Genomic DNA, 23,440 nt, shown 5'->3' on the forward strand with positions numbered 1-23,440 from the left:
GGGGTTGGGGATGAACTTGAAAAATAAAAGCAGGGGTTGAGGCTCACTCCTTCTTCGTCTTGTGCAGGGGCCACCAGGCCTTTTCACCGAAGAGAGCCATCGTGGCCGGGCCGATGAAGTAGACCGCCGCCGTGGCAGTCAAGAGCACTCCGATGGCCAGTGCGAAGCCTATCTCCCTTATTCCCCACGTCGCCCCGGTCATCAGCGAGCCGTAGGTTACCGCCAGCACAGCGGCGAGGCCGACGACCAGCGTGTCCATCGTTCCGGCGGCGACCACCAGCGCGTCTCTCGCGCTCCTGCGCTCGAACTCGTCCCTGGCTTTGACCAGGTAGAAGCTGTTGTAGTCTATGCCCACACCCATGAGCACTATGAAGACCATCATGGGCAGGAACCACATGACCTGCTGGCCGAAGACCCTCTCGAAGAGCCAGCTGGAAACGGTTATGCTGAGGAGCACGCCGACCGCTATGGTGCCTATGGTGGTTATAACTGCGGGCAGTCCCTTGAGTGTCGGTATGAGGGACAGGAACATCAGCAGGAGCGCCACCGGGAAGATTCTGTGCCAGAAGACGTCGTTGATGAGGTCGCTGAGGTCGAGCGCTAGTGCAGTGCTTCCGCCAACCATTCCGGACTTTATTGCTCCCGACTTCTCCTCGTCTTTCACTATATCCCTTATCTCCCTCACCATGTCCTTGGAGCGGTCGTCGGTGGCCTCGTACTTCCCGGTAACCTGTATCAGCACTTTAGTGCCGTCTTCCGAGATGTAGCGGTTTCCGCCGAGGCTCTTCAGCTCGTCCACGCTGACGTTCACCTGCCTTCCGTAGGGACGGGCGAGGGTATAGACGTACTCGACGCCGTCAACCGCTGATATCCTGTCCGCGAGCTCGTTGATGGTCTTGAGGTCGCCGTCGCCAACTGGGTGTCCGAGGTCGACCACGACGTAGGTCGGGGAGGTAACGCCCGCACCGACCGTGCTCTCGCTGAGCTGGAGGAAGTTGTAGGTCTCGCTGTCCTTGGGGATGAACAGCTTTATGTCGTGGGTTCCGTTGAAGTTGACGAAGTTGTAGGCCGCCGGAACCGCCACGAGGAGCGCTATGAGGACAACCACTTTGGCGTGCTTGACGGCCCACTCCGCGATTCTGCTCCTCTCGTGGATGTCCACACTCTCGATGTGATGCTCGATGTGTCTCGGCCACCAGAAGGCTGGTTTGTCGCCTATGAGAACGGTTATCGCCGGAATGAACGTCAGGCTGGCGAGGAGGACTACGATGACCGCCAGGGGTGCTATCATGCCGATGGTCTTGAATATCGGGAACTCCCAGGCCAGGATGAAGCTCGCGAAGGCTATGATGTCGGTTGATGCGCTGGCAAGAACCGCGTCCTTTGCCCTCTTCAGCGCCTCACTCGCCGCTTTCTCGTGGTCGTAGCCTTCCGCCAGATACTCCCTAAAGCGGTGCAGGTAGTAGGTGGAGTAGTCTATTCCGAGGCCAAGTGCCGTCGTGACGGTCAGCATCTGGGCCCAGCTTCCAACGTCGAGGTAGTCGCCCTTCGCGAGCAGATAGAGGATTCCCAGCGCGGTGAGCGTTGCCGTTGCCACGCCGGTGAAGGGCAGGAGCGTCGCTAGCAGTGCCACCCCCATCAGGATAAGGAGCACGAGGAGCGCCCCAGCTATGCTGAACCTGGTGGTCTTGTCGTTGTCCTCCTTTCCGTACTTGATGGCCTCGTAGGTCTGGATGGGAGTTCCGGTAACGTAGGCCTCGACTTTCGGCGACACATTCCCGAACTCCCTCAGCGCGACATCCTTGGCCTTCAGCGAGCTCGCGTACTGTGCTTTACTCTGCTTCTCCAGGTTACTTACACCCTCGAGGCCCTTGGGAACAAAGAGAATCAGCATCGTCCTGTTGTCAGGGCTCTTGAGCATGCCGATGTAGCTCTTCGCGAGGCTGTAAATGGACGGGTAAATTCCCTCCTCTATCGGCCCGACGTCCTCCCTCGTTATCTCCTCCTGATTGTCCTTAAACTTAAAGGCTATATCGACGAGCTCCGTCGTGTTCACATGGATCTCGACGCCGAGGTTTATCTCGTTAATGAACTTCTCGACGAGCTTGGCCGTTTCCTTCGTAACGAGGGCATCAATCTGTGAATCGCTCATCGGGTAGTCCCTGGCAACGGTCAGCATTAGCTCCCTCAGCGTTTCCCTGACGTCCTCAGGAGCGGTTACGTTGGCGAGCTTCTCGTTGACTCCCTGCTCGAAGAGCTCGTAGGCTATCTCTTCCGGACTTCTGCCGGCGTAAACATCGTCCACGGCTTTGCCGAGGTCTATCGGAACGTCTCCGGCCAGGCTCGTGATTATCTCCTTGACGGTCTCTTCAACGCCGATTCCCTCTGCAAGTTCCTTGGGGTTCTTGACGACGGTGTTCACTATTGCTTCCGCCGCCTTCTCGTCTCCAAGCTTCTCGGCGGTCTTCTGGATGAGTATCTCCTCCGCTATCGGTGAAACGTTGCCGTTGGAGTCGTAAACCTCGCCTATAACGCTCTCCGGGAGTTCAAGGCCTTTCTCCTTCAGAATCTCGGCGAGCAGGGACACGGTGGCCTTCTTCAGGGTCTCCGGGTTCCTGGCCAGAACGCCGGTCGCGTTGGGGTCAAAGGCAACGGCCGTCCTGGCTATCGGCTCGGCCAGAGCTTTCTGTTCGCTTGGGAGCTTCTCTTTGAGCGCTCCGGCGAGGAGATTGGTTTCGAGCTCCTTCGTCGGGCCGTACACGAGGAGCGTCTCCAGTATCTCGTCGGCGTTCGGCATCTCGAGGAGCGGGTTTCCGGCCATGAGCGCCTTTGCGACATCAATGGTCGCGTTCTCAACGGTCAAAGCGCTCGTGTTCCTTTCGAGGCCTATCGAGACGTTCACAATGTAAGCTAAAGTCTCCGCCGGAACCTCGCCGAAGCCCGGAACATCATAGCTTCCCCCAGCCCCTTCGATAACGAGCGGGAGGTTTTTGAGGGCGTTGCTTGCTATCCCATCAACGGGCCTAACCGCGTTCTCGCCGAGCTGAATGAGGGCGTAATCACTGCCCGCCTGCTCGTCAAACGCTACAACTCCCCCGTAGAAGGCAACCGAGTAGGCCTCGGCGAGGTTCCTCTGCATCGGGTCGCTAATCTGACCGAGAACCATTGCCTTGGTAACGTTGGCCAGGAAGCCGTCGGTTATTGCACTGGCCCCGTAGGCCGAGTGAGCCGGGTATGTGGCGTTGTAAACCGCGTAAACGAACTCTACCGGAACGCCAAGCTTTTCAGCTATGGTCTGCGCCGTTGCCTGGTCAAGGCCCCTCTCATAAGCACCCGCCTGGAGGAGGGCGTCGTAGGCCCCTATCGTTCCGAGGTAAGTTCTCGCGTAGCCATCGCTCAGGTTGTAGAGGCCTGCGTTAAGGCCCGCTATGGTTGAGTTCAAAGCCCTCAGCTGTCCGCTCGCCTCCGTGAGGTTCTCGTGCAGGCCGACGTACGCCATGTCAGTCCCGTTGAGCGCTTCCCGAAGAGCGGGGCTCTGGTTGTAGAGGACGCTCAGGTTGGCCTCGAGCGCGAGGTAGGCCTTGGCGAGCTGGGGGACGGTCCCGTTGAGGGTCTCGACCTGGCCGCTGAGGTTCTCAATCTGGGTGAGAAGGGTTCCGTAGGCGTTGCTGGCGTTGATTGCCGAGCCGTAGAAGATTCCGGTCAGGTTGGCGGTTGTTTTGGTGAGGTTGAGCGCTATCTCGTAGGACTTGTTGTGGAGCAGATCAACGGCATCGTAGTAGGAGGTGAAATTGCTCCCGTAGGGCTTTGCCTCGGCCTTGAAGCGCTCGTAGGCTCCCCTAGTCGCCGGGTCGTTGATGTCCACGCCGCTCACTATCATATATGTCTGGTTGTCGCTGGTCGCGAACTCCGGGAACTCCTTTGCCAGGGTGTCCTGAGCCTTAACGGACTCCACGTCCTTTGGAAGGAACTGGTCCATGCTGTAGTTGGTGATGTCGTTCAGCTTTGTTGCAAGGGGCATCGCGGCTATGACGGCTATTATCCAGAGGGCCACGATGGCCTTTGCATGCTTAACAATCCAGTCGTTCCAGGCCATATCCACCACCATTGTCGCTTATCAACATGATGAATTCAAACATGTCAAAGTTCGACATGTCGTTGAGAGAAGCGTTTATAAGGATTGTGGTTCAACCTTCGACTATGGGTGGTGACAATGGGGGAGGACGTTGAGCGGAAGATAATCAAGGGCCTCTTCACGGTTCCCCTGAAGAACATTATACTCGTCATCGTCGGCCTCAAGGGCGAGGCCCACGGCTACGAGATTCTGAAGGAGCTTGAGAAACTGGCCATCGGCCTCTGGAAGCCGAGTCACAGCAACCTGTACACGATACTCAACAAGATGGTCGAGGAGGGTCTTCTGGAGCCCCGCGAGGAGTATCGGGGCAGGGTGAGGCGTGTGAAATACAGCCTGACTGAAAAGGGCCTCGATTACCTAAAAACTTCCAACGAACTGGCCCTTCGGGTTCTGTACACCTCCATCAACTATCACGAAGCCCTGAAGAAGAAGCTCGAGGAGATGGGGGAGAGAAAGGTCATGGACAGGGAGACCGTGATTGAGTACCTGGGGCTCCTCAAGAAGATACGCGACATACTGGACGAGGAAATAAAGACTATAGAAGCCAAACTTTCTGCGGAGAATTGATTTCCCTGCTTTTCTCTTCTCCCTTTTCCAGGTACTTGGGGCGGCGCTTATCTTGTGCGGCCACCAACCGATAAACTTTTATATACCTAGCGCACCAGCTAAGTACAGAAAAGTGTACTACAAAAATCTGTACCTGGTGGTATCATGGAGGATCTCAAAGTTCAGCTCGAGGAGCTGAAGAAGAGGCTGGAGGTGCTGGAGGAAAGCATTGACCCCGTTGATGAGGTCATGCTCTCGATAAAGGCCCGCCTCAGGAGAAAGCTCGAAGGCGGAAGCCTGCCCGAGATAGACGAGGAGAAGGCCGCGAAAACCCTCAAGGCCCTCGCCAACCCGGACAGGATAAGGATACTCAAGATGCTTTCCGAGAGGCCCATGGGCTTCAAGGAGATAAAGGAAGCGCTCGGGGTGGAAAGCCCCACCGTTTCCCACCACCTGAAGCTCCTGGTGAAAACCCGGATGGTGAGAAAGGGAGAAGGATACGAAATATCGCCCGACGGACGTCTCTTTTTGCGCTTGCTTGAGATAATAACTGCCCTGGAGGAGGTGGAAGAATGAGTTTCAGCTGGAAGTATCGGGCCGTTCCCCACGAAGGCCCGAGATTTAGGATAGCGGAGTACCTCAAAGCTCTCACGGCGATACTGCTCATCGTCTGGCTGTTCAAGGGGCCGCTGAGACTTGAGGCATACAACGACCAGCTGGTCTACGCCATCGTGGCGCTCCTGTTTGCATTCGAGCTGCTCGCGGTGGGCAAGTGGTTCGGGGTGACGATAAGTGGGATAGTCTTTGCCCTGGCCAAGGGCTTCTTCTGGACGAGCATATTCCTGTTCTTTGGACAGTGGCTGGGTATGAGCGAGTGGCTTCACGACTACGCGGGAACGGCATTCGCATATGCCGTCGTCCTCGTCATAGCGGGAATCCTGCTGGCGAAGTTCGATGAGAAGAGGCTCGACATCAAAGTTGAAGGCAAGGCCTACGAGTTCGAAGGCGCCGATTTCGGCGAGGTGAAGCTCAAGGGAACCGGCAAGGCCTATCCTGTGAAGTTCGGGAGGAAGAAGGTCGGTTGGGTCGTAGACGGCGAGGTCACGGTCGAGGCCGATACGCCGCTCGGTAGGGTAACGAAGAGGCTCCTCAGCCCGGTCATCGTGTGGACCGAGGAGAAGATAGCCGGGAGGAAAGTTTCAGCAGATCAGGACTTCGTCTCGAGGGTGAACGACCTCGTGAACCCTGACAGGCTCTATCAGAAGGGCAAGAGGGACAGCGTGGTGGACCTAGGCTTCATCAAGGTATACGAGGGGGAGGGCTTCGAGTACGTAAAGCTGCCCTTCATTGAGGTCATAGAGACGCCGGGCGGTGAGGAGGTCAAGATAGGCCCGATGAGGTTCCGCGAGGGCAATCCCGAGATGCCTCCCGGGAACATGCTGACCATCAGGGAACTCCGCAACGGCTTCCAGCTCACCAAGGTCGGCGAGAGGCTGAAGATAGAGACCGATGAGTACTCCATCGAGGTCGACGGTGAGAGGGTAACATACAGGAGCGGAAACGAAGTGCTGAGCCTCGGCGAGACCGTCTCGCTCCGCTCGGGCGACGTCTCACTCAGCGTCGGCAGGGGGAGGGCCAAGATACGCATCGAGGACGTCGTAATCTCCGCCAGAGACGGCACGGTCCGCATAAGGACGGGGGGCAAAACGTACACCATAGAGAACGGCGACGCCTACAGGCTGGTGGTCAGGAAGGCGAAGGAGATAGTGGAGGAGCAGAGCGCCGAGCTGATAGAGGGCCTCGGCATAGACAGAACCCTGCTCAACAGGCGCGTGAAGGAGCTCCTCGACGAGCTGACCGCCTACCTGGGGTGAACTGGAGTGGAGAGTGCGGTAATCGCGAAGGCTTCCGACGCCATCACGATCCCCAATGAAGAAAGGGAAGACTGCGAAAAGAAAACGGGGCACGAGGGGCCCCTTTTTGATTTTGAACTTCATCCGCTGGGGGGTTTGATATGATATTTGAAAACGTCCGAGAAGTCGATATAAAGGCCACCAACGGCCGGATAGAGATTGAAGGCTGGGAGAACGACTACGCCGAGGTGAACTACACCGTCCACGGCGAGGTAAACCTGGAAGTCGAAGAGAGGAGCGGAAAGCTCATCATCCGGGAAGAGCCGAAGAAAAGGTTCCTGAACCTGCTCAGGGAGAGCGGCTGGGCGGAGATAGAGGTGAAGGTTCCGCGGAGGGCCATAGTAAATGCGAAGAACGTGAACGGCGAGCTTAGGGCCAAGGGCGTGCGCTTTGAGGACGTCACGACGGTAAACGGGGAGATAGATCTGAAGGACTGCGAGGCCGAAAAGCTTAGCACAGTGAACGGCGAGGTGAGGGCCCACCTAACGGTCGCAGGTCCGCTGAAGGCATCTACCGTGAACGGGGAAATCGAGCTCACCATCGAGGAACTCGAGGGGGACGTCGAGGTGAGCTGCGTCAACGGGGACATCGTGCTTCGCCTGACCGAGTTCTGCGACGCCAAGATCAGGGCCAAAAGGGTGAACGGCGACGTTAAGCTGGTCGGAATAGACCCCGATGACCCGGTTATAGGGACAGGTGAGTTCGAGGTGAAGGTTAGCACGGTGAACGGCGACGTGAGGGTCGAGCTGATTTGATTCTCTAATTCTTCAATTACTTAATTCGGTAATTAAGTGGGAGATTCATGGGGGTTAGAGGGGATGTTCGAGAATGGAATGGGCCGGAACTTCTGGCTCTACACCGTTGGCAGGTGGGTATCACAGGCCGGGTGGGTCGTGCAGGATGTCGCTGTTCCGCTGTACGTGCTCGACCAGACCGGCAGCGGGGCGATGATGAGCCTCTTCATAATGGCCGAGCTGGTTCCGAGATTGCTCGTGAATCCGATAGCGGGGGTTATCGGTGACCGCTACGACAGAAAGAGGCTCATGTACGGTCTCGATATAGCGAGGGGAGTTCTCCTCTTCGCGGTCATAGGGTTCAACCTGCTGGGGATATACCAGCTCTTGGCAGTTCAGATGGCGATGAGCGTTATGGGGGCGTTCTTCTCGGCCGGCATAGTCGGGATGTTCCCGGATCTGGTTCCAAAGGAGCAACTCGCGAGGGCGAACTCGATACTGCAGAGCGGCGGTCAGATACTCAGGATACTCGGCCCAATCCTCGGCGGGTTAATCTACGCCATCGGGGGTTTGTGGCTTGCTATCCTAATCAACGCGGTCAGCTTCTTTGGCTCGGGATTGTTTGAAATCCTTATCGAGTACCGCAGAGAAACGCGGGAGCTCTCAAGCGTCCGCGAAGTCTGGGACGACATGCTCGAGGGCTTCCGCTTCATGAAGAACTCAAGAAACCTCATGGTGCTCGTGAGTTTCGGAATAATCCTCAACACCCTCCTCAACCCCGTGTTCGCGGTGGTACTTCCCTACCTTGCCAGGATTGAGCTGGGCCTCTCCGCAGTCAGGTTCGGCAGCGTCGAGACGGCGGCAACCTTAGGAGCACTGGCCGGAAACATGCTCATCGCATTGAAGCTCGGCGAGAAATCCGAGAACCTTCTCTTCGGGGCGCTGTTTGCCCAGCTCCTCTGTCTGACGGGCCTCGCCTTCGTAACGCGCTCTATCCTCGGGGAACTGGCCTACCCCACCCTGCTGGGAATAATCGGCCTGATAGGGCTCTTCAACACCCTGGTTAACATCCCGCTCTTCACAAAGCTCCAGAAGGCGGTTCCTGACGAGGTCCGTTCCAGATTTTTCACGGCTTTTGAGACGGCGATGATGGCCACAACGCCACTCGGCATGGCCCTCGTTGGACCCCTCCTCGACGTCGCAGGAACCACGGTAATAATCCTCTCCCTCACCGTCCCGAGCGTGCTGATAACCCTGTATTATTACCTCCGCTTTAGGGAAATCGTTATAAACATCGGCTCAGAAAACGCGGAGGTGGTGCCGTGAGCCTCAACAGGAACTTCTGGCTCTTCGCTGTCGGAAGGTTCATCTCCCAGCTCGGCTGGGCGGTGCAGGACGTCGCACTGCCCCTCTACGTGTTAGACAAAACGCACAGCGGCTCGATGATGACCCTCTTCATCCTCGCCGAGATGATACCGGTCCTCATAATCATGCCCTTCGCCGGGGTTGTGGGCGACCGCTACAACCGAAAGCACCTGATGGTCGGCTTTGACCTTGCGAGGGGAGCCCTTCTCTTCGCCGTCATCACGTTCGACCTCCTAGGCATCCACCAGCTTTTGGCAGTCCAAGTCGTGATGGCGGTTATGGGGGCATTCTTCTCGGCTGGGACTGGAGCGATGTTCCCCGACCTCGTGGAACCAGATGAGCTTGAGAAGGCCAACTCCACCGTCTCGTCCTTCGCTATACTCGCCCGTCTCGTCGGCCCTGCCCTTGGAGGGTTCATCTACGCCGTCGGAGGTATCAAGCTGGCCATCCTCATAAACGCGGCGAGCTTCTTCGGCTCCGGCCTGTTTGAGATTATGATAAAGTATGAGTGGCGTACGAAGGAACTGGAGAGCTTTTCTCAGGTTATCGAGGACCTCAAAGAGGGCATCGGCTTCCTCCGCTCCAACAGATACCTCTCGACCCTCATGTTCTTTGCCCTTTTCATGATAGCCCTCGGCCAACCATTTGGGGCGGTTATTATGCCGTACTCCTACAGAGAGGTGCTGAAGTTCTCAAGCTACCAGTTTGGTCTCCTTGAGAGCGCCTTCATGGGAGGGGCGCTCATTGGAAACGGCCTGATAGCGATTAAATTCGGAAAGAAGGCCGGAAGGTATCTTTTCCACACCCTCCTCCTGGACGGGGTGATGATACTCGCCTTCACATGGGCGATAAGTCCCCTCTCCGACCTGGGGAGAAACGAGGCGTTCTTTTTCCTCGCTGGGATAAACATCCTGTGGGGCAGCATAGAGGCCTTCATAGACGTGCCCCTCAATTCTAAGATACAGCGCGCGATACCGAGCGAGCTCAGGGGCAGGGTCATGTCTGCCATGGCCGTCCTGATGCATCTCTCAAGCCCGCTCGGCCTCATTGCCGTCGGACCGCTCCTCGACAGATTCCCAGCCTGGGAGGTAACCCTAGCCATATGGATTGGCATGGCGGCTGTCGTTGCGTATTTCTGGGCCAGATATCGGAAGGTTCTTCTCAGGGAGCGGGAATACGGGGAGAGCGAAGGGGTCACCTGACCTCCTTCAGCTTCCCCTTCCTCTTTTCTATCGCCCTTGCCATTACGAAGAGCAGGTCGCTGAGCCTGTTTAGGTAGACGAGAGCGTTCTGCCCAAAGCCATAGTCGAGGACGAGCCTCGCAACGCTCCTCTCCGTCCGCCTGGCCACCGCGCGGCAGACATCGAGCTTGGCACTCGCGATGGTTGAACCCGGAAGGACGAAGGCCCTAAGCTGGACCTCTTCTTCATACTTATTAATAAGTTCCTCAAGCCATCTAACCTCTTCCCCACCAACCTTCGAGTACTTCCCCTTGCTGGCCAGCTCTGCCATAAGGTCGTAGAGCTGAACCTGTATCCTCTCGAGAATCTCGGCCATCTCCTCAGGAACGTGGTGCTTTGCCTCCCCCAGGAAGCTGTCGAGTTCGTCTATGTTCCCGTTCGCCTCCATTATCGGTGAGTACTTCGCCACCCGGTCGCCTGTGAAAAGACCGGTTAGACCTTTATCCCCGGTTTTTGTAGTGATGGACATTTTGACCACCACCTTTAACGCACGCTCAACGTTTTTAGGGTTTGCGGACATAATCTTTTCCCTGTCCCCACAAAAGAAACGTCGAAAGCCACTTTCGGTGATAAAAAACCGGAGTAATTGAGGGAAAAACTTATTTATACACCAACGCCGTTTTTCTTTAGGTGGTTCACATGAAGCGGTGGAGCATCGTTTTAATAGCGCTGTTGGTTCTGAGCATAGTGCCAGCGTGGGCGATAAAGCCGGTGCAAGCGCAGGAGACAATAATCCCAATTCCCGAAATTCAGGGCTACGGTGATAGCTCACCTTATGATGGACAAGTAGTCACAACTGCTGGAATCGTCACAGGCATCGCACATTGGACCTCCCACGGAAAAGATAGATATGGGTTCTTTATTCAGAACGGTACCGGAGCTTGGAGGGGAATATTCGTCTACACATACAACCAGATGCCAAAATACAATGATGGAACCCCCGTTTCTGTGGGAGACAAAGTGGCGGTTACAGGAAAAGTCCTTGAGAGCAACGGTCTAACGGAAATAGGCTATGTGTCATCAATAGTTAAAGCTGATGGCATAGTTCTTGAGACCCCCAAACCTGTCGTTCTCAAGAGTGGTGATGTTGCACAGGAGCAGTGGGAAAGCGTCCTCGTCGAGGTCCGGGACGTCAGGGTCACTGACCCGGATCTCGGTTACGGCGAATGGGAGGTTGACGATGGGACAGGTCCGGTTCGCGTTGATGACCTCATGTACGGTTACACCCCTGAGGCCGATCAGAACTTGGCCTATGTAATTGGTGTTGTGTACTATTCCTACGGAAACTTCAAGATAGAACCGAGGGATGCAGAGGACGTTGTTCTGAACCTTTCAATCCATGAAATACAGAGCAACACTACCGATGAGGGTGCCTCTATCTACGAGGACAAGGGAGTTGCCACAGAAGGCGTTGTTACCGCAACGGACTCCAGAGGCTTCTTCATTCAGAACGGTACCGGGCCGTGGAGCGGAATCTACGTGTACCTTGGAACCTCTCCCAAAGTTAGCAGAGGGGATTACGTAAGGATTGTAGGAACCGTTGACGAATACTTTGGGATGACCGAGATCAAAACCGATTCGGAAAACGTTGTCATCCTGGGAACAGCAGATGTTCCTGCCCCAGTAGTACTTCCAACCGGAAACGTTTCCCAGGAGAAGTGGGAGGGCGTTCTCGTCGAGGTCAGGGACGTTAGGGTTACTGATCCGGATCTCGGTCACGGCGAGTGGGAAGTTGACGACGGAAGTGGCCCGGTTAGGATAGACGACAAGCTCTACGATTACTCCCCTGGCCACCGCTCCAAGTATGTTTACATCAGGGGCATTGTATGGTACTCCTACGGCAGCTTCAAGATAGAACCGAGGGATAAGAAGGACATTGAGGCCTACCGGCCCAACCCCAATACAATCTCCTACGGCCTGACGATGTATTACAGCGTCCAGTACGATTCCCGGCTCTCAGACCTCGAGAGCCTCTACGAGAACTTTACCAGCACGGTTTCGGAACTCGTCAGCTACGGGGTATCCTTCGACAGCGACGTTGCCGACAAGATTAACTGGGTAAACGACAGCATGTCCGAGGTTATGGAAGAGTACTCGCTCTACGAGCAGTTCAAGAACCGCGCCGATAAGACCGGGTTCTACCTCCCCGCCATGATACACCTTCGTAAGGCGCTGTTCCTTGGCGAGGATGTTAAGGAGGAAATCCAGTTCCTCCTGCCCCACCTTCAGAGGGCCCTGGAGGAAATAAAGGCCGCTCAGCAGGCGCAGGAGCAGGAAAATGAAACCGAAACGGGGACAATCCCCGGCAATGAGACCGAGGGAGTTCCAACCAACACAACCCAGAACGCCAGTCAGCAGACGCCCGCAATCAACATTACCATAACGATCCCCAGGGTTTTGATAGACGCCTCCCACGGGCAGTACTACGTTGAGCAGACTGGGATAAGCTATCTCGTGGACAAAATTGAAAACGAACTCGGATGGGAAGCGGACATCGGGAGCGAGCCCCTAACCTTTGACCTGCTCAAGGACTACGACGTTGTCATAATACTCGACCCGAAAACTAACTTTGGCGAATCCGAGGTTGAGGCCCTCCACCAGTACGTTGAGAACGGCGGAGGCCTGTTAATCGCGGGCGAGTGGTACAGGTATTTGAACACCGAAGACCTCAACGCGATAGTTGGTGACTACGGCATTACCTTCAACGCCGACGAACTCATGGACGACGACCACAACAGCGGCAGGCCCTACTACCCGTTCGTTGGAATATACAACAAGGCACACCCGGTCATGAAGTTCGTGCCAGACGACTGGACGATGTACTACAACGGCGACACCCTGACGATAAGCGGAAACGCTGTCTGGCTCATCAAGGGCTACGACACGAGCTACTCGGTTGATGCCGACGGAAACGTGGTCAGGATAAAGGGAACCAACCCGGTTATAGCGGCCGCCGTTGACATAGGCACCGGCAGAATAGTCGCCTACGGCTCAAGCAAGGCCCTCAGCGACAGCTACAACTTCAAGTACATCAAGAGCAACTGGCCATTCATAAAGGGCGCCCTCCTCTGGCTGGCGCACCAGGAGTGACCCCCTTTTCTTCTCCCCTTTTCTGAATTTTCTGCGGTTTGAGGCTTAGATCTCCTTCGGCGGAATCAAAATCCCGAGTTCCGTTATCACTCCCCTAACGTACCGCCAGGGAGTAACGTCGAAGAGGAGGTTCCTCACCCGGTAGCCCTGTCTCGCGTAGGGTCTCTCGACGATCTCAACCTCGCTTGAGGCCAGCTCAGGGTGGAGCTTGAAGCTCTCGGCGGCGACGTAGAAAGGAACGCCGTTGTCGTGGCAGGCCAAGGCGAGGAGGTACGTTCCGGCCTTGTTGACCACCGCCCCGTCACGGGTAACGTTGTCGGCACCAACCAGGGCAAGGGTGGCCTTTTTGGCAAAGAGACCTATCTGGGCGTCCGTTATTACCTCGAATGGAACACCGAGAGAATCGAGCTCCCTCGCGAGGGCCATCCCCTCGTAGTCGGGCGCACTCTCGGTTAGTATGACCTTGAAGTGCTTGCCCTTCCTCTTGGCGGCCTTGAATATCTCAAGAACTGCCGAGGAGAAAGAGTGGGTTATTATCACCTCGTTCTCGTCTATCAGCTCGCTCCCGATGTTGCCTATCTCGCGCTTTGCCTCCTCCCCGAGCCTGATGAACTCCTCGGCCTTCGTTCTCACCACATCGGGGTCTCCGGTTATCGGAATGAACCTCGCGAGGTTGTAGAGCGAGGCCATCGTCCGGTTCACGGCAGGGATTTCCCTCTTCATCTCCCTTAGAGCACTCTCAAGCTCCTCCCCCTCAAGGAGTTCAGAAAGGACGAGGTACGCCTCGGCGCCTCTTTTAGCCAGCCAGCTCGCGCCCCTGATTCTCTCGGAACGCATCTCCTCGATGATTGAGCGAACCTCCGGGGGAAGCATTGTTATCACTCCAGTAAAACCACTTCAACCCCAAGCTCCTTCTCCAGAAAACTCAAAACGGCGCCAACATTGGCATCTTTTCCGAGTTTCCTGGTGATTAATGAAGATACCTCCACAAGGCCCAAAAAAGGCATGTAAATCTGAAATCCCTCCTCCAAGAAGAAGGAGAGCAGTTCCTTGGACCTCTGGTGCCGTTTCAATTGCTTAAAATACCGGTCATCCTTTTTTCTTCTCCTCGGGACGATGAGGGCATCGACTATAAAAGAGGCATCCGCCACTATCATCTCTCCCTCAGCTCCTCCAGCAGTTCGAGGGTGTCGGGAATGTCATCAGGCACGTCTCTGTTTATAGCTTTAATAACGTCCTCTAACTCCCTCAGGACACTTTTTCTTCGCTCCCCCCGCACTGCCCTGAGTATTTCCCGCACAATGGGTTCTATCTCGCCGGGAACATCTATCTCTACGGGCATGTTTCCACCGTTTCTGGTTATGTAACGGCCTTTATCAGCGTTTCGCTACGGCTCCTCAAACCTAATCCCCCTCTCTTCAAGGAAGGCCTTGGCCCTCTCTATCTCCTCCTCGCTCTCGCCGAAGAGGATTATCCCGATGTACTTCCCGAAGCCCTTTGGCGATGAGTGTATCCTGACGTCGAACCTTTCCAGGGCCTCAATCAGAAGGGGCGCGAGCTTGCTCTCATCGGTTATCTCCGCCAGCAGCTTTCTCTGGATGAACTTCCTCCCACCGAGCCTCGGCAGGACTTCCCGCTCAAGCATTGCCTTCATCTCGCGCGGCATCCCCGGGAGGACGAATATCTTGACCCCTTCGTGCTCGATGTACGCTCCTGGCGCCGCCCCCTCGGTGTTCTCAAGGGGCTCTGCGCCCTCCGGCAGGTAGGCCATCTTCTTCCTCCCCTCGTTGAGCTCGGGGTCGTCTATCAGGCCCCCCTCATAGAGTTCGCGGTAGAACTCTTTGATCCGTTCCAAACACGGCTCGCAGAGGACGAACTTTTTCCCCAAGGCCTCGGCAACGGCCAACATTGTAACGTCGTCGTGGGTCGGCCCGAGGCCACCAGAGATTACCAGAACCTCCGGCTTTCTCGCGAGTATCTCCCGGACGGCGTTCTTTATCTCCTCGACGTCGTCGCCAACGGTCGTCTTCCGCCTCACCCAGTAGCCTCTTTCTGTGAGCCTCTGGGCAATAAAGGCGGAGTTGCTGTCCACGGTGTTTCCGGTGAGCAGTTCGTCGCCTATTGTGAGTATCTCAGCAAACATCTCAATCACCCGTTGACTATCCGGTAAACTGACTTATAACCCCAGCGGAAGTCCTTTGCAGGAAAATGTAAAAATCAGGCCCCGTGGAGGTAGTTTTCACCACGAGTGAAAACAACGTTTAAGTATTTTATCGCGGTAAAATTCTCCGGTGGTAGCATGAAGGTGAAGGTTGGTGTCAATGGATACGGAACAATTGGAAAGCGCGTCGCCTACGCAGTGACAAAGCAGGACGACATGGAGCTCATAGGCGTCACCAAGACGAAGCCGGACTTCGAGGCTTACCGCGCGAGGGAGCTTGGAATTCCGGTCTACGCCGCTAGCGAGGAGTTCCTGCCGAGGTTCGAGAAGGCCGGCTTTGAGGTCGCGGGGACGCTGAACGACCTCCTCAACGAGGTTGACGTCATCGTCGACGCCACCCCCGGGGGAATGGGGGCGAAGAACAAGGTCCTCTACGAGAAGGCCGGCGTCAAGGCGATTTTCCAGGGCGGTGAGAAGGCCACCACCGCGGAGGTTTCCTTCGTAGCCCAGGCCAACTACGAAAAAGCCTCTGGAAAGGACTACGTCCGCGTCGTCTCCTGCAACACCACCGGCCTGACCAGAACCCTCTCGGTCATTCAGGAGTACATCGACTACGTCTACGCCGTCATGATCCGCCGCGCGGCCGATCCGAACGACGCCAAGCGCGGCCCGGTCAACGCCATAACCCCGAGCGTTACCGTCCCGTCCCACCACGGCCCGGACGTCCAGACAGTTATCCCGATAAACATCGAGACCTCAGCCTTTGTCGTCCCAACCACGCTCATGCACGTTCACAGCATCATGGTCGAGCTGAAGAAGCCGGTCGAGGCCAAGGACGTCGTCGATATCTTCGAGAACACCACGCGCGTTCTGCTCTTCGAGAAGGAGAAGGGCTTTGACAGCACGGCTCAGCTCATAGAGTTCGCCCGTGACCTGCACCGCGAGTGGAACAACCTCTATGAAATAGCGGTCTGGAAGGAGAGCGTAAGCGTAAGAGGAAACAGGCTCTTCTACATCCAGGCCGTCCACCAGGAGAGCGACGTGGTTCCGGAGAACATAGACGCCATAAGGGCCATGTTCGAGATGGCCGAAAAGTGGGAGAGTATAAGGAAGACGAACGAGAGCCTGGGGATTTTGAGGTGATCAGGCTTTCAGATCATTAACGTCCCAGAGCAGGAAAACCCCTCCATTTATCCTCTCTTTTCCCTCAACGTCCTTTGCAATCACTCCGTACCACTTCTCCCAGCCGTCGAGGCCAACAAGCTCGGCCTTTTTCTCCAAGCCCCTCAAAATCCCCCGCGCTTCCCTTTCCTTTAGATTCTTCCACTTGACCTCTACGAACAGCGCCTTCCTCTCCCGCTCGTTCAAGGCCACCAAGTCAATCTCCTCCCCCCTGTACCACCACCTGCCAATTCTCGTGAAGTGAAGGGGTAGCTTTTCGGCCCCGTTCAGCTCGATTAGGAACTGCCTGGCGATGTCCTCGAAGGCGAATCCTAAGTAACGGTTGAAATCCATCCTGAAATCCTCGATTGCTCCCTCCGGAAAACCGCTCTCAATCTCCTCAAAGTAGGGGGCAACAAAGCGGAACCAGAAGGCAAAGTAGAGGTCCCTGAAGCGGTACACCCCCCGCTTGGCTTTTCTACCGACGGGGAGTTCCCTCTTTAGTATCCCGAGCTCCTCAAGAATTCTCAGATAGCGGGCGGTGTTCTTCGGCTCAATATACGAGTACTGGGCTATCTCGTTTACCCGGGTTTTGCCCCTCGCGAGGGCCTCAAGGATTGTGTAGTAGGTTTCTGGCTCCCGGAACTCCTCCTCAAGGAGCTCCTTTGCCTCCCTGAACAGGAACGCGTTGGGATTGAAGAAGTTCTCCGTTATTTCCCGTTCAACGTTTCTGCCTTTGAACATCTCCAAGTACCTTGGAACCCCTGACGTAACCGCGTACAGTTTAACGGCGTTTTCCGGTGATAGCCCTTCAAACCACTCGAAAAGGTGCCTGAACTTCAGGGGTTGGAGGTTCAGGGTTGCATCGCTCCTCCCGTAGAGGGGACTTGAGTACTCGAAGAAACTTTTCTTGAGAAGCCCAACAGACGATGCCGAGAGGATGAGCATCAAGTTGCTCTCCGGGAGGATTTCGTCCACTATGCTCTGAAACTCGGCCTCCACCTTCGAATAGCGTAGCAGGTACGAGAACTCATCGAGAAAAACGATTAACCTGCCCCGCGACTGGGAGGCGATGAAGCGGAAGGCATCGCTGAAGGTCGAGAAGTTCGGTTTTGGAATGCCGAAGTGCTCTCCAATAGCCCTGTTGAGCTTTTCGAGGTTGTATTCCCATACCCTCTTTTCGAACTGCACCGCTATGGAGTCCTTGTCGCTCAGGAACTCCCTCACAAGTCGGCTTTTCCCAATTCTCCTTCTCCCGGTGACGAGTACGAGGGTAAAACCTTCGCTCGAATAAAGCTCGTCTAACGTCCTCAGCTCTTCCTTCCTGTTCACAAATTTTCGAATCTTCATAATATAATCGAGGGCCGAAAATGTTTATAAGTGTTTCTCAGCCCAGTCAAAGGAGCTACAATCCCAACTTTCTCTTCACCTCCTCTGGCTTGAGGTTTTTAACGAGCAAATCCTTTTCCCTGCTCGTCTCTCCCCTGACGAGCTCGACCTGGGCATCTAAAAGCTTCGAGAGGAACTTGACGAGCTCTTTGTTCGCCTTTCCCTCAACCGGGGGGGCTTTTATTTTGACCTTCAACCGACCGCGCCACTCGTCAATTCCTTCAATCTCGTTCCTCTTCGCCTTCGGCTGGACGTAGACGAGGAGGAGCGTTCCGTCCTTGGTCTCCTTTAGGAACTTCATCTCAATCCCTCCAGTCGTACTCCCACACGATTTCCGGTGGAAAATCACCACGCTTAAGCTTTTCGAGGATTTCTCTAGCAACGGAGTAGGCGAACTCGAAGGTTTCCCTGTCAATCAGGCCGTAGTTGAGGGCCATCTCAAGCTCGTCCTCGTCGAGGAGGAAGGCCTCTCCGCTTGGAAAGATGAAGATATCCAAGAAAATGTCCAGCATCTCTATCGTGTTTCCCTCCCGCTTCGTGTAGGCTAAAACGTCAACGTAGAGCCCCCTAAAGTTGCCCTCCTCGTCGTAGACCTTCAGGATGTCGTAGTTCTCTCCAACGAAGGTGAAATATAGCATGTAGTAACCGTTCTTGATGACCTCAACGCCGTTCACCCTCAGGGGAGCGAGCATGCCCTCGAAGCGGGATTTGGCGACGATTACATCGCCCAAATCAGCTATAACCTCATCATCACGCTCCAGAATTCTATTGGGAAGGCGGCGGTAGATGAGGTGGATTTTCTCGCTCATGTTTCCTCGGGATGCCTTGGATTAACCTTTTTATATTTTTGTTCCCAAAGACCTGGTAATGGGAATGCGAACCCTAAGGGAGATTGAGGCGATACTCAAGGAGCACAAAGAGGAGCTCCGCAGGAGGTTTGGGGTTAGCTCGATTGCTATATTCGGCTCCTATGCGAGAGGCGAGGAGACCGAGCTTAGCGACGTGGATATACTCGTGGAGTTTGAGAGACCAATCGGGTGGGAGATAGTCGACCTCAGGGACTATCTTGAATCCCTGCTTGGGATTGAGGTGGATCTGATAACAAAAAACGCCGCCATGAGTAGAAACCGCCTCTGGGAGCACATAAAGGAGGACCTCGTTTATGTCTAAGCGGGACCCCTGTTTGTTTTTGAACGACATACTTGAGGCTATTTTTAGAATTGATGAGTACACAGAAGGCCATGAATTTGAGGACTTCGTAAGGGACAGGAAAACCGTTGATGCCGTTCTGAGGAATCTTGAAATAATCGGTGAAGCCGCCAGATACGTGCCAGAGGAAATTAAGGAGGAATATGGCGACATTCCGTGGAGGCGCATTATAGGGCTCAGAAACGTTGTGATTCATCACTATTTCGGCGTTGACCTGAATATTGTCTGGAGGATAATCCGCTTTCAGCTACCTGAACTGAAAGAAAGCGTGGAAAAAATTGTAGAGGAACTCTGCTAAACTTACTCCCCGAAAATCAGCTCCCTGAGCTTCTCGGGCAGCTCTTCAATCTTCACCCTCGTCTGCTCCCTCGTGTCGCGGTCGCGGATCGTAACGGTGTTGTCCTCGGGCGTCTGGTTGTCGATGGTCACGCAGTAGGGCGTTCCTATCTCGTCATAGCGCATGTAGCGCCTGCCGACGGTGTCCTTCTCGTCGTAAACCGCTACGAAGCCGGCCTTCTGGAGCGTCCTGAAGACGTCGTAGGCTATGCTCTTCAGCGGCTCCTTCGCAACGAGCGGAAGCACGGCGACCTCAATAGGTGCCATGTCCTTCTTGAGCTTGAGGTAGGTTCTGTCCTCTTCGATGACGAGGCTGTTCTCAAGGAGCAGGTAGAAGGGCCTGTCTATTCCAAAGCTCGGCTCAAGGACGTGGGGCACTATCTTCTCGCCCGTTATCTTCTCCTCGACCTCCCTGATTATGAAGTCGTCCTTTTCCAGCTCGTAGCCCTCGATGGTGATTCTGCCGTCCCTCGCCAGGACTTCAACCAGGTTCCTCAGCTTCTCCTCGTCCCAGCCCTGGATGAGGTCGTTTATCCTCTTGGCATCCTTCTTCAGCTTCGGTCCGACGCGCTTCATGTTGAGGCTCACTTTGAGGTGCTTGACTATCCTGGGCTCATCGTAGTGGATGAGGACGGTCATGTCCGCGCCGCTCATCTTCAGGTGCTTGCTCAGGTCGTAGTCGCCGCGGTTGGCTATTCCGACGCACTCCACCCAGCCGAAGCGCTCGCTGTGAATCTCGGCATCCCAGGTGTCGCGCGAATAGTGGGCGCGCTCCTCGGGCAGCTGCTGGCGGAAGCGTATCTTATCCTCGGGGATGCCGATATCGAGGAGGACGCGCTTGACCATGACCATGTAGTAGGCGAAGAAGGTGTTCATGATGTAGCCCTTCTCCACGGCCTCCAGCGCGGTCATCTCAGTCGTGCCGAGGTTCTTGAGCTGGTGCTCTATTGAATAAAGGCGCAGAACCTCGTCCTTGACCTCGTCGAAGTGCGGATGCTCCGTTTCCTTCGGGTTGAAGAATATCTCCGCCTCCGCCTGGGTGAACTCCCTCAGGCGGAGCATGCCCTGCCTCGGTGAAATCTCGTTGCGGTAGGCCTTGCCTATCTGGAAAACGCCGAAGGGGAGCCTGTTCCTGGCGAAAGCATTAAGCCTCTTGAAGTTCACAAAGATGCCCTGTGCAGTTTCTGGCCTCAGGTAGCCCTTCTGGTCGCCGTAGGGGCCGATCTTGGTTTCGAACATGAGGTTGAAGTACCAGACCTCGCCGAGCTCACCGCCGCACTCGGGGCACTTTATCCCGTGCTCGCGGATGAGTTCGGTGAGGTGCTCGGCGCTCATGCCCTCGGTGTCTATTCCAAGGGCCTCCTCCACTATGTGATCAGCTCTAAACCTGGCACCGCACTTCTTACACTCAACCAGAGGGTCAACGAACTTTTCAACGTGACCGCTCGCGATGAAGACCCTCTCGGGGGTTATATCCGGTGTTTCCAGCTCAAAGAAGCCCTCCCTCTGGAAGGCCTCGCGTATCTTCCGCTCGATTTTCCTCTTTATCGTCGCACCGAGCGGACCGTAGTCGTAGAATCCGCGTGAACCGCCGTAGATTTCAAAGCTGCCCCAGGCAAAGCCTCTCCTCCTCATCAAGTCCTGAAGAATCTCGTATCTGTCGGGCTTCTCTCCCATTACTCACCACCTGAAACTGGAGTAAGGCCATTTCATAAAAAGCTTTTGGGGATGGAGTCGTCAGGATGGCAATACAGAAAAAGACCGCTAGGAGGGTCAGTCCCTCCCCAGTATGAGAACACTGACCCCCGGCACCTCGATGCTTCCCGACACGGTACCTCCCGTGTAGTTCTCGGGCCAGAGAATCCTCCACTCCCCGGACGGAAGCTGGAGCTCAGGAGACTCCTTCCAGCTGTTTGCCACAACGAGAACTTCATCGTTGTGCCCCCTGAAGAAGGCCATCATGCCGTTCTTCGCGGTGTAGAACCTTATGGCGCTGCTCCTCAGCGCGGGGGTTCTCCTTCTCAGCTCTGCCAGCGCCCTGTAGTGGTTCAGCACGTCCTCGTTCACCTGATCCCACTGTATCGGGTAGCGCTGCTCGTCGTAGTGGTTCTTGTCGCCCAGCAGACCCCTCTCGTCGCCCTGAAAGGTTACCGGAGTCCCGGGAAGCGAGTAGAGGATGGTTGAGAGCAGTTTAAGCCGCTGGATAGATTCGTTGGTAGGTTCATCTCCAAGGTTCCCGCCGCCGAGGTCGGTGAGAACCCTCGATGTGTCGTGGGAGTCAACGAGATTGAATCCCATTGCAACAACGTTCTCACCGTAGGAGGCGTAGTACCTGCCCATCATCTTCATTGCGGCTTCGCCGCTTAGGTAGCCCCTTGCGTAGTTCAGGAGTATATCCCTTCCGAGGGCGTAGTTCATGAGCGAGTCAAAGCGGTCGCCCTTAACCCAATCCGGCGAGAGCGTCCATATCTCGCCGATGAGGTAGGCGTTGGGATGTTTCTCTTTTACCCTCCCTCTCAGCTCGGAGAAGAACGTCGCCGGGTCAAGAACCTCGTTGGGGACGTCCACCCTTATCCCATCAAAGCCGAAGTCGAGCCAGTAGAGGGCGGCACCAATGAGATACTCCCTGACCTCCGGATTCCCTGTGTTGAGCTTTGGCAAACTGCCAATTCCCCACCAGCCGACGTATGCCCCTCCATCGCCCAGCTTGAATGGCCATTTCTCGATGAAGAACCAGTCCCAGTAGGGACTTTGCTTTCCGTTCTTCCAGGCATCGAGGAATGCAGGGTTGCCAATCCCGCAGTGGTTGGGCACGAAGTCGAAGATGACCCTTATGCCGCGCTTGTGGGCCTCATCGAGGAACTCCCTGAGGTCTTTCTCCGTCCCGAACTTCGGGTCTAGTCTGTAGTAGTCGTAGGTGTCATAGCCGTGGGCGCTCCCTGAGAGAAAGATGGGATTGAGGTAGATTATCGTGACGCCCAAGCTCCGGAGGTAGTCGAGCTTCTCGGTTATTCCCTTTATGTCCCCGCCGAAGTACTGGTGGCAGCAGTGGAGAGGAGTTATCGGGTCGCTCCAGTTGGAGAGTAGGGGCCTTCCCGGGTTGACCTGGTTGAGGAGAAGCTCGTCGTGGTCCCATGCCAGGGCGTCGTTGCTCTCGTTACCGTTGTTGAACCTGTCAGGGAATATCTGGTAGGCTATCCCGTTGCTCACCCATTCCAGCTGAGGAAACTTATCAACGCCGTCGAAGCTGAAGAACGGGCTCTCGCTTGTGTTAAGGATGGCGAATCTTCCCCCGTCGGCAGAGTTTATAACGATGTAGTATCGCATAGGTTCGACGAATGGCACCTCGGCGCGCCACATCTCCCCTGAGTCCCACCATACCTGGAGCTTCATAGTGTAGTTTCCTTCCTCGGTCACAAGGACGGCCGAGCTTACGGCCTTTCTCTTTGCTTCGAACCTCACAACAGTCCGGTTGTCGGCAACACTTAGATAGGCAGGGTCCCCAGGGTCGAACTCCACGTAAAAGCCCGCCTTCCCTTCAACGAGCCTGACCGCGTTCTTCCCACCGTAGCCGTCATCGGCATATCCATCAGCGTCGGGGTCGTAGGGTTTTCCTGTGCCGTCATCTGACATGTCCTTGACCCACTGGCCGTTGATGAAGTACTTGTACTCGTACTTCCCGGGCCTGAGGCAGACCGTTGTGCTCCAGGTCCCGTTCTCCTCTTTCATTGGCCACTCGGCCCAGTTGTTGAAACTCCCGCGCAGACTGACCGACTTTACCGTCTCGTTTCCCGGATAATAGGCAAACCTGACGGGAACCCTCCCGGTTGGACATATCCTGCCAAGACCGGTGTAGATGGCTGTGTAGTTGCCCTCCGGCAGTCCGAACTCACCCTTTGGGGGAGGGGAATATGTGGATGTTGAGGTAAGCACCGGAGAAGTGGCTGTCATGGGAACCGCGCTTGAAGTCGTGCCCGTTTGGTTCTGGGTTTCACCCGAGATGCAACCGCTCACTATGGCGGTTAGGAGTATGAGAATCAGAGCCAGGCCACCTTTTTTCATGGAACCACCATAGTCACCCTTGGTGATACATAGTTATATGGTTTTCCCAGGAGGTGTGTTCCAGGAACCCCGGCGAAAAGCACGGGGAAAGAGTTATA

22 protein-coding genes are annotated in these 23,440 nt (G+C 55.5%); 11 read left to right on the top strand and 11 right to left on the bottom strand.

The features are described from left to right. Positions 1 to 43: 43 nt before the first annotated feature. Positions 44 to 4,096 carry an MMPL family transporter gene (locus tag FH039_RS07415; protein ID WP_139680799.1) on the bottom strand — a complete coding sequence of 1,351 codons (4,053 nt, stop codon included), beginning with the start codon at positions 4,094 to 4,096 and terminating at the stop codon, positions 44 to 46. A gap of 117 nt (positions 4,097 to 4,213) precedes the next feature. Here FH039_RS07415 and FH039_RS07420 point away from each other — a divergent pair, with 117 nt between their 5' ends. From FH039_RS07420 to FH039_RS07445, 7 genes are all read left to right on the top strand, one after another. After that, positions 4,214 to 4,702, top strand: coding sequence for a PadR family transcriptional regulator (locus FH039_RS07420; RefSeq protein ID WP_139681735.1), 489 nt, complete (start codon positions 4,214 to 4,216; stop codon positions 4,700 to 4,702). A gap of 144 nt (positions 4,703 to 4,846) precedes the next feature. After that, positions 4,847 to 5,257, top strand: a complete 411-nt coding sequence (locus FH039_RS07425) for an ArsR/SmtB family transcription factor (RefSeq protein WP_206206147.1) — start codon at positions 4,847 to 4,849, stop codon at positions 5,255 to 5,257. Then, a complete protein-coding gene (locus FH039_RS07430) occupies positions 5,254 to 6,555 on the top strand; it encodes a hypothetical protein (RefSeq protein ID WP_139680801.1) in 1,302 nt (433 codons plus the stop codon). Before FH039_RS07425 ends, FH039_RS07430 begins: the two co-directional genes overlap by 4 nt. A 6-nt stretch (positions 6,556 to 6,561) precedes the next feature. Next, the gene (locus tag FH039_RS12150; RefSeq protein ID WP_168188386.1) at positions 6,562 to 6,699 is read left to right on the top strand and encodes a hypothetical protein; all 138 of its coding nucleotides are present in this window, start codon (positions 6,562 to 6,564) and stop codon (positions 6,697 to 6,699) included. After that, positions 6,696 to 7,349: a DUF4097 family beta strand repeat-containing protein gene (locus tag FH039_RS07435; protein WP_139680802.1), complete on the top strand. Its 654-nt coding sequence runs from the start codon at positions 6,696 to 6,698 to the stop codon at positions 7,347 to 7,349. The genes FH039_RS12150 and FH039_RS07435 overlap by 4 nt, the downstream gene beginning before the upstream one ends. A 63-nt stretch (positions 7,350 to 7,412) precedes the next feature. Further along, complete coding sequence (locus FH039_RS07440; protein ID WP_139680803.1) at positions 7,413 to 8,654, top strand: MFS transporter; 1,242 nt, start codon at positions 7,413 to 7,415, stop codon at positions 8,652 to 8,654. After that, entirely contained in the window at positions 8,651 to 9,895 is a 1,245-nt protein-coding gene (locus FH039_RS07445) for an MFS transporter (RefSeq protein ID WP_139680804.1), read from the top strand. The genes FH039_RS07440 and FH039_RS07445 overlap by 4 nt, the downstream gene beginning before the upstream one ends. Here the strand turns inward: FH039_RS07445 and FH039_RS07450 are convergent. Beyond that, entirely contained in the window at positions 9,888 to 10,403 is a 516-nt protein-coding gene (locus tag FH039_RS07450) for a cob(I)yrinic acid a,c-diamide adenosyltransferase (RefSeq protein ID WP_139681736.1), read from the bottom strand. The two genes, FH039_RS07445 and FH039_RS07450, sit on opposite strands and share 8 nt — an antisense overlap. 170 nt (positions 10,404 to 10,573) lie before the next feature. On the opposite strand from FH039_RS07450, the gene FH039_RS07455 reads away from it, so the two are divergent. Next, the gene (locus FH039_RS07455; protein WP_139681737.1) at positions 10,574 to 13,024 is read left to right on the top strand and encodes a Gldg family protein; all 2,451 of its coding nucleotides are present in this window, start codon (positions 10,574 to 10,576) and stop codon (positions 13,022 to 13,024) included. Positions 13,025 to 13,069: 45 nt separating this feature from the next. Here the strand turns inward: FH039_RS07455 and FH039_RS07460 are convergent, their stop codons facing one another. The 4 genes from FH039_RS07460 to FH039_RS07475 are packed head-to-tail and all read right to left on the bottom strand — an operon-like array spanning position 13,070 to position 15,167. Beyond that, positions 13,070 to 13,897, bottom strand: a complete 828-nt coding sequence (locus FH039_RS07460) for a translation initiation factor eIF-2B alpha/beta/delta subunit family protein (protein ID WP_139680805.1) — start codon at positions 13,895 to 13,897, stop codon at positions 13,070 to 13,072. 5 nt (positions 13,898 to 13,902) lie between these two features. After that, complete coding sequence (locus tag FH039_RS07465) at positions 13,903 to 14,181, bottom strand: hypothetical protein (RefSeq protein ID WP_139680806.1); 279 nt, start codon at positions 14,179 to 14,181, stop codon at positions 13,903 to 13,905. Beyond that, positions 14,178 to 14,366, bottom strand: coding sequence for a hypothetical protein (locus tag FH039_RS07470; protein ID WP_139680807.1), 189 nt, complete (start codon positions 14,364 to 14,366; stop codon positions 14,178 to 14,180). Before FH039_RS07470 ends, FH039_RS07465 begins: the two co-directional genes overlap by 4 nt. Before the next feature lie 45 nt (positions 14,367 to 14,411). Beyond that, a complete protein-coding gene (locus FH039_RS07475; RefSeq protein ID WP_139681738.1) occupies positions 14,412 to 15,167 on the bottom strand; it encodes a molybdopterin-binding protein in 756 nt (251 codons plus the stop codon). Positions 15,168 to 15,323: 156 nt separating this feature from the next. On the opposite strand from FH039_RS07475, the gene FH039_RS07480 reads away from it, so the two are divergent. Next, positions 15,324 to 16,328 (top strand): phosphorylating glyceraldehyde-3-phosphate dehydrogenase, encoded by a 1,005-nt coding sequence (locus tag FH039_RS07480; protein ID WP_139680808.1) that lies wholly within the window; start codon positions 15,324 to 15,326, stop codon positions 16,326 to 16,328. On the opposite strand, the gene FH039_RS07485 is transcribed toward FH039_RS07480, so the two are convergent. The 3 genes from FH039_RS07485 to FH039_RS07495 are packed head-to-tail and all read right to left on the bottom strand — an operon-like array spanning position 16,329 to position 18,544. After that, positions 16,329 to 17,696 carry an ATP-binding protein gene (locus FH039_RS07485; protein ID WP_139680809.1) on the bottom strand — a complete coding sequence of 456 codons (1,368 nt, stop codon included), beginning with the start codon at positions 17,694 to 17,696 and terminating at the stop codon, positions 16,329 to 16,331. It lies immediately after the preceding gene. Positions 17,697 to 17,751: 55 nt separating this feature from the next. Further along, the gene (locus tag FH039_RS07490) at positions 17,752 to 18,036 is read right to left on the bottom strand and encodes a DUF167 domain-containing protein (protein ID WP_139680810.1); all 285 of its coding nucleotides are present in this window, start codon (positions 18,034 to 18,036) and stop codon (positions 17,752 to 17,754) included. Position 18,037: 1 nt separating this feature from the next. Next, positions 18,038 to 18,544, bottom strand: coding sequence for a DUF402 domain-containing protein (locus FH039_RS07495; protein ID WP_139680811.1), 507 nt, complete (start codon positions 18,542 to 18,544; stop codon positions 18,038 to 18,040). A gap of 58 nt (positions 18,545 to 18,602) precedes the next feature. On the opposite strand from FH039_RS07495, the gene FH039_RS07500 reads away from it, so the two are divergent. Beyond that, positions 18,603 to 18,905 carry a nucleotidyltransferase family protein gene (locus FH039_RS07500; protein WP_240703191.1) on the top strand — a complete coding sequence of 101 codons (303 nt, stop codon included), beginning with the start codon at positions 18,603 to 18,605 and terminating at the stop codon, positions 18,903 to 18,905. Next, positions 18,898 to 19,242, top strand: coding sequence for a HepT-like ribonuclease domain-containing protein (locus tag FH039_RS07505; protein WP_139680812.1), 345 nt, complete (start codon positions 18,898 to 18,900; stop codon positions 19,240 to 19,242). Before FH039_RS07500 ends, FH039_RS07505 begins: the two co-directional genes overlap by 8 nt. 2 nt (positions 19,243 to 19,244) lie before the next feature. On the opposite strand, the gene glyS is transcribed toward FH039_RS07505, so the two are convergent. Continuing rightward, on the bottom strand, positions 19,245 to 20,957 hold the full coding sequence (gene glyS / locus FH039_RS07510) for a glycine--tRNA ligase (protein WP_139680813.1): 1,713 nt from the start codon (positions 20,955 to 20,957) through the stop codon (positions 19,245 to 19,247). Between the two features lie 96 nt (positions 20,958 to 21,053). Further along, a complete protein-coding gene (locus FH039_RS07515; protein ID WP_139680814.1) occupies positions 21,054 to 23,342 on the bottom strand; it encodes an alpha-amylase family glycosyl hydrolase in 2,289 nt (762 codons plus the stop codon). Between the last annotated feature and the right edge of the window lie 98 nt (positions 23,343 to 23,440).

The sequence above is a fragment of the Thermococcus indicus genome (genome assembly GCF_006274605.1).
GTDB classification, from domain to species: Archaea; Methanobacteriota_B; Thermococci; order Thermococcales; family Thermococcaceae; genus Thermococcus; species Thermococcus indicus.

What these genes read in the sequence shown, in the direction of transcription:
- FH039_RS07515 (WP_139680814.1), bottom strand. Translation starts at nt 23,342, where the DNA reads ATGAAAAAAGGTGGCCTGGCTCTGATTCTCATACTCCTAACCGCCATA.
- FH039_RS07500 (WP_240703191.1), top strand. Translation starts at nt 18,603, where the DNA reads ATGGGAATGCGAACCCTAAGGGAGATTGAGGCGATACTCAAGGAGCAC.
- FH039_RS07455 (WP_139681737.1), top strand. Translation starts at nt 10,574, where the DNA reads ATGAAGCGGTGGAGCATCGTTTTAATAGCGCTGTTGGTTCTGAGCATA.
- FH039_RS07465 (WP_139680806.1), bottom strand. Translation starts at nt 14,181, where the DNA reads ATGATAGTGGCGGATGCCTCTTTTATAGTCGATGCCCTCATCGTCCCG.
- FH039_RS07475 (WP_139681738.1), bottom strand. Translation starts at nt 15,167, where the DNA reads ATGTTTGCTGAGATACTCACAATAGGCGACGAACTGCTCACCGGAAAC.
- FH039_RS07495 (WP_139680811.1), bottom strand. Translation starts at nt 18,544, where the DNA reads ATGAGCGAGAAAATCCACCTCATCTACCGCCGCCTTCCCAATAGAATT.
- FH039_RS07480 (WP_139680808.1), top strand. Translation starts at nt 15,324, where the DNA reads ATGAAGGTGAAGGTTGGTGTCAATGGATACGGAACAATTGGAAAGCGC.
- FH039_RS07435 (WP_139680802.1), top strand. Translation starts at nt 6,696, where the DNA reads ATGATATTTGAAAACGTCCGAGAAGTCGATATAAAGGCCACCAACGGC.
- FH039_RS07430 (WP_139680801.1), top strand. Translation starts at nt 5,254, where the DNA reads ATGAGTTTCAGCTGGAAGTATCGGGCCGTTCCCCACGAAGGCCCGAGA.
- FH039_RS07415 (WP_139680799.1), bottom strand. Translation starts at nt 4,096, where the DNA reads ATGGCCTGGAACGACTGGATTGTTAAGCATGCAAAGGCCATCGTGGCC.
- FH039_RS07505 (WP_139680812.1), top strand. Translation starts at nt 18,898, where the DNA reads ATGTCTAAGCGGGACCCCTGTTTGTTTTTGAACGACATACTTGAGGCT.
- FH039_RS07460 (WP_139680805.1), bottom strand. Translation starts at nt 13,897, where the DNA reads ATGCTTCCCCCGGAGGTTCGCTCAATCATCGAGGAGATGCGTTCCGAG.
- FH039_RS07425 (WP_206206147.1), top strand. Translation starts at nt 4,847, where the DNA reads ATGGAGGATCTCAAAGTTCAGCTCGAGGAGCTGAAGAAGAGGCTGGAG.
- glyS (WP_139680813.1), bottom strand. Translation starts at nt 20,957, where the DNA reads ATGGGAGAGAAGCCCGACAGATACGAGATTCTTCAGGACTTGATGAGG.
- FH039_RS07450 (WP_139681736.1), bottom strand. Translation starts at nt 10,403, where the DNA reads ATGTCCATCACTACAAAAACCGGGGATAAAGGTCTAACCGGTCTTTTC.
- FH039_RS07485 (WP_139680809.1), bottom strand. Translation starts at nt 17,696, where the DNA reads ATGAAGATTCGAAAATTTGTGAACAGGAAGGAAGAGCTGAGGACGTTA.
- FH039_RS07420 (WP_139681735.1), top strand. Translation starts at nt 4,214, where the DNA reads ATGGGGGAGGACGTTGAGCGGAAGATAATCAAGGGCCTCTTCACGGTT.
- FH039_RS07490 (WP_139680810.1), bottom strand. Translation starts at nt 18,036, where the DNA reads ATGAAGTTCCTAAAGGAGACCAAGGACGGAACGCTCCTCCTCGTCTAC.
- FH039_RS07440 (WP_139680803.1), top strand. Translation starts at nt 7,413, where the DNA reads ATGTTCGAGAATGGAATGGGCCGGAACTTCTGGCTCTACACCGTTGGC.
- FH039_RS07470 (WP_139680807.1), bottom strand. Translation starts at nt 14,366, where the DNA reads ATGCCCGTAGAGATAGATGTTCCCGGCGAGATAGAACCCATTGTGCGG.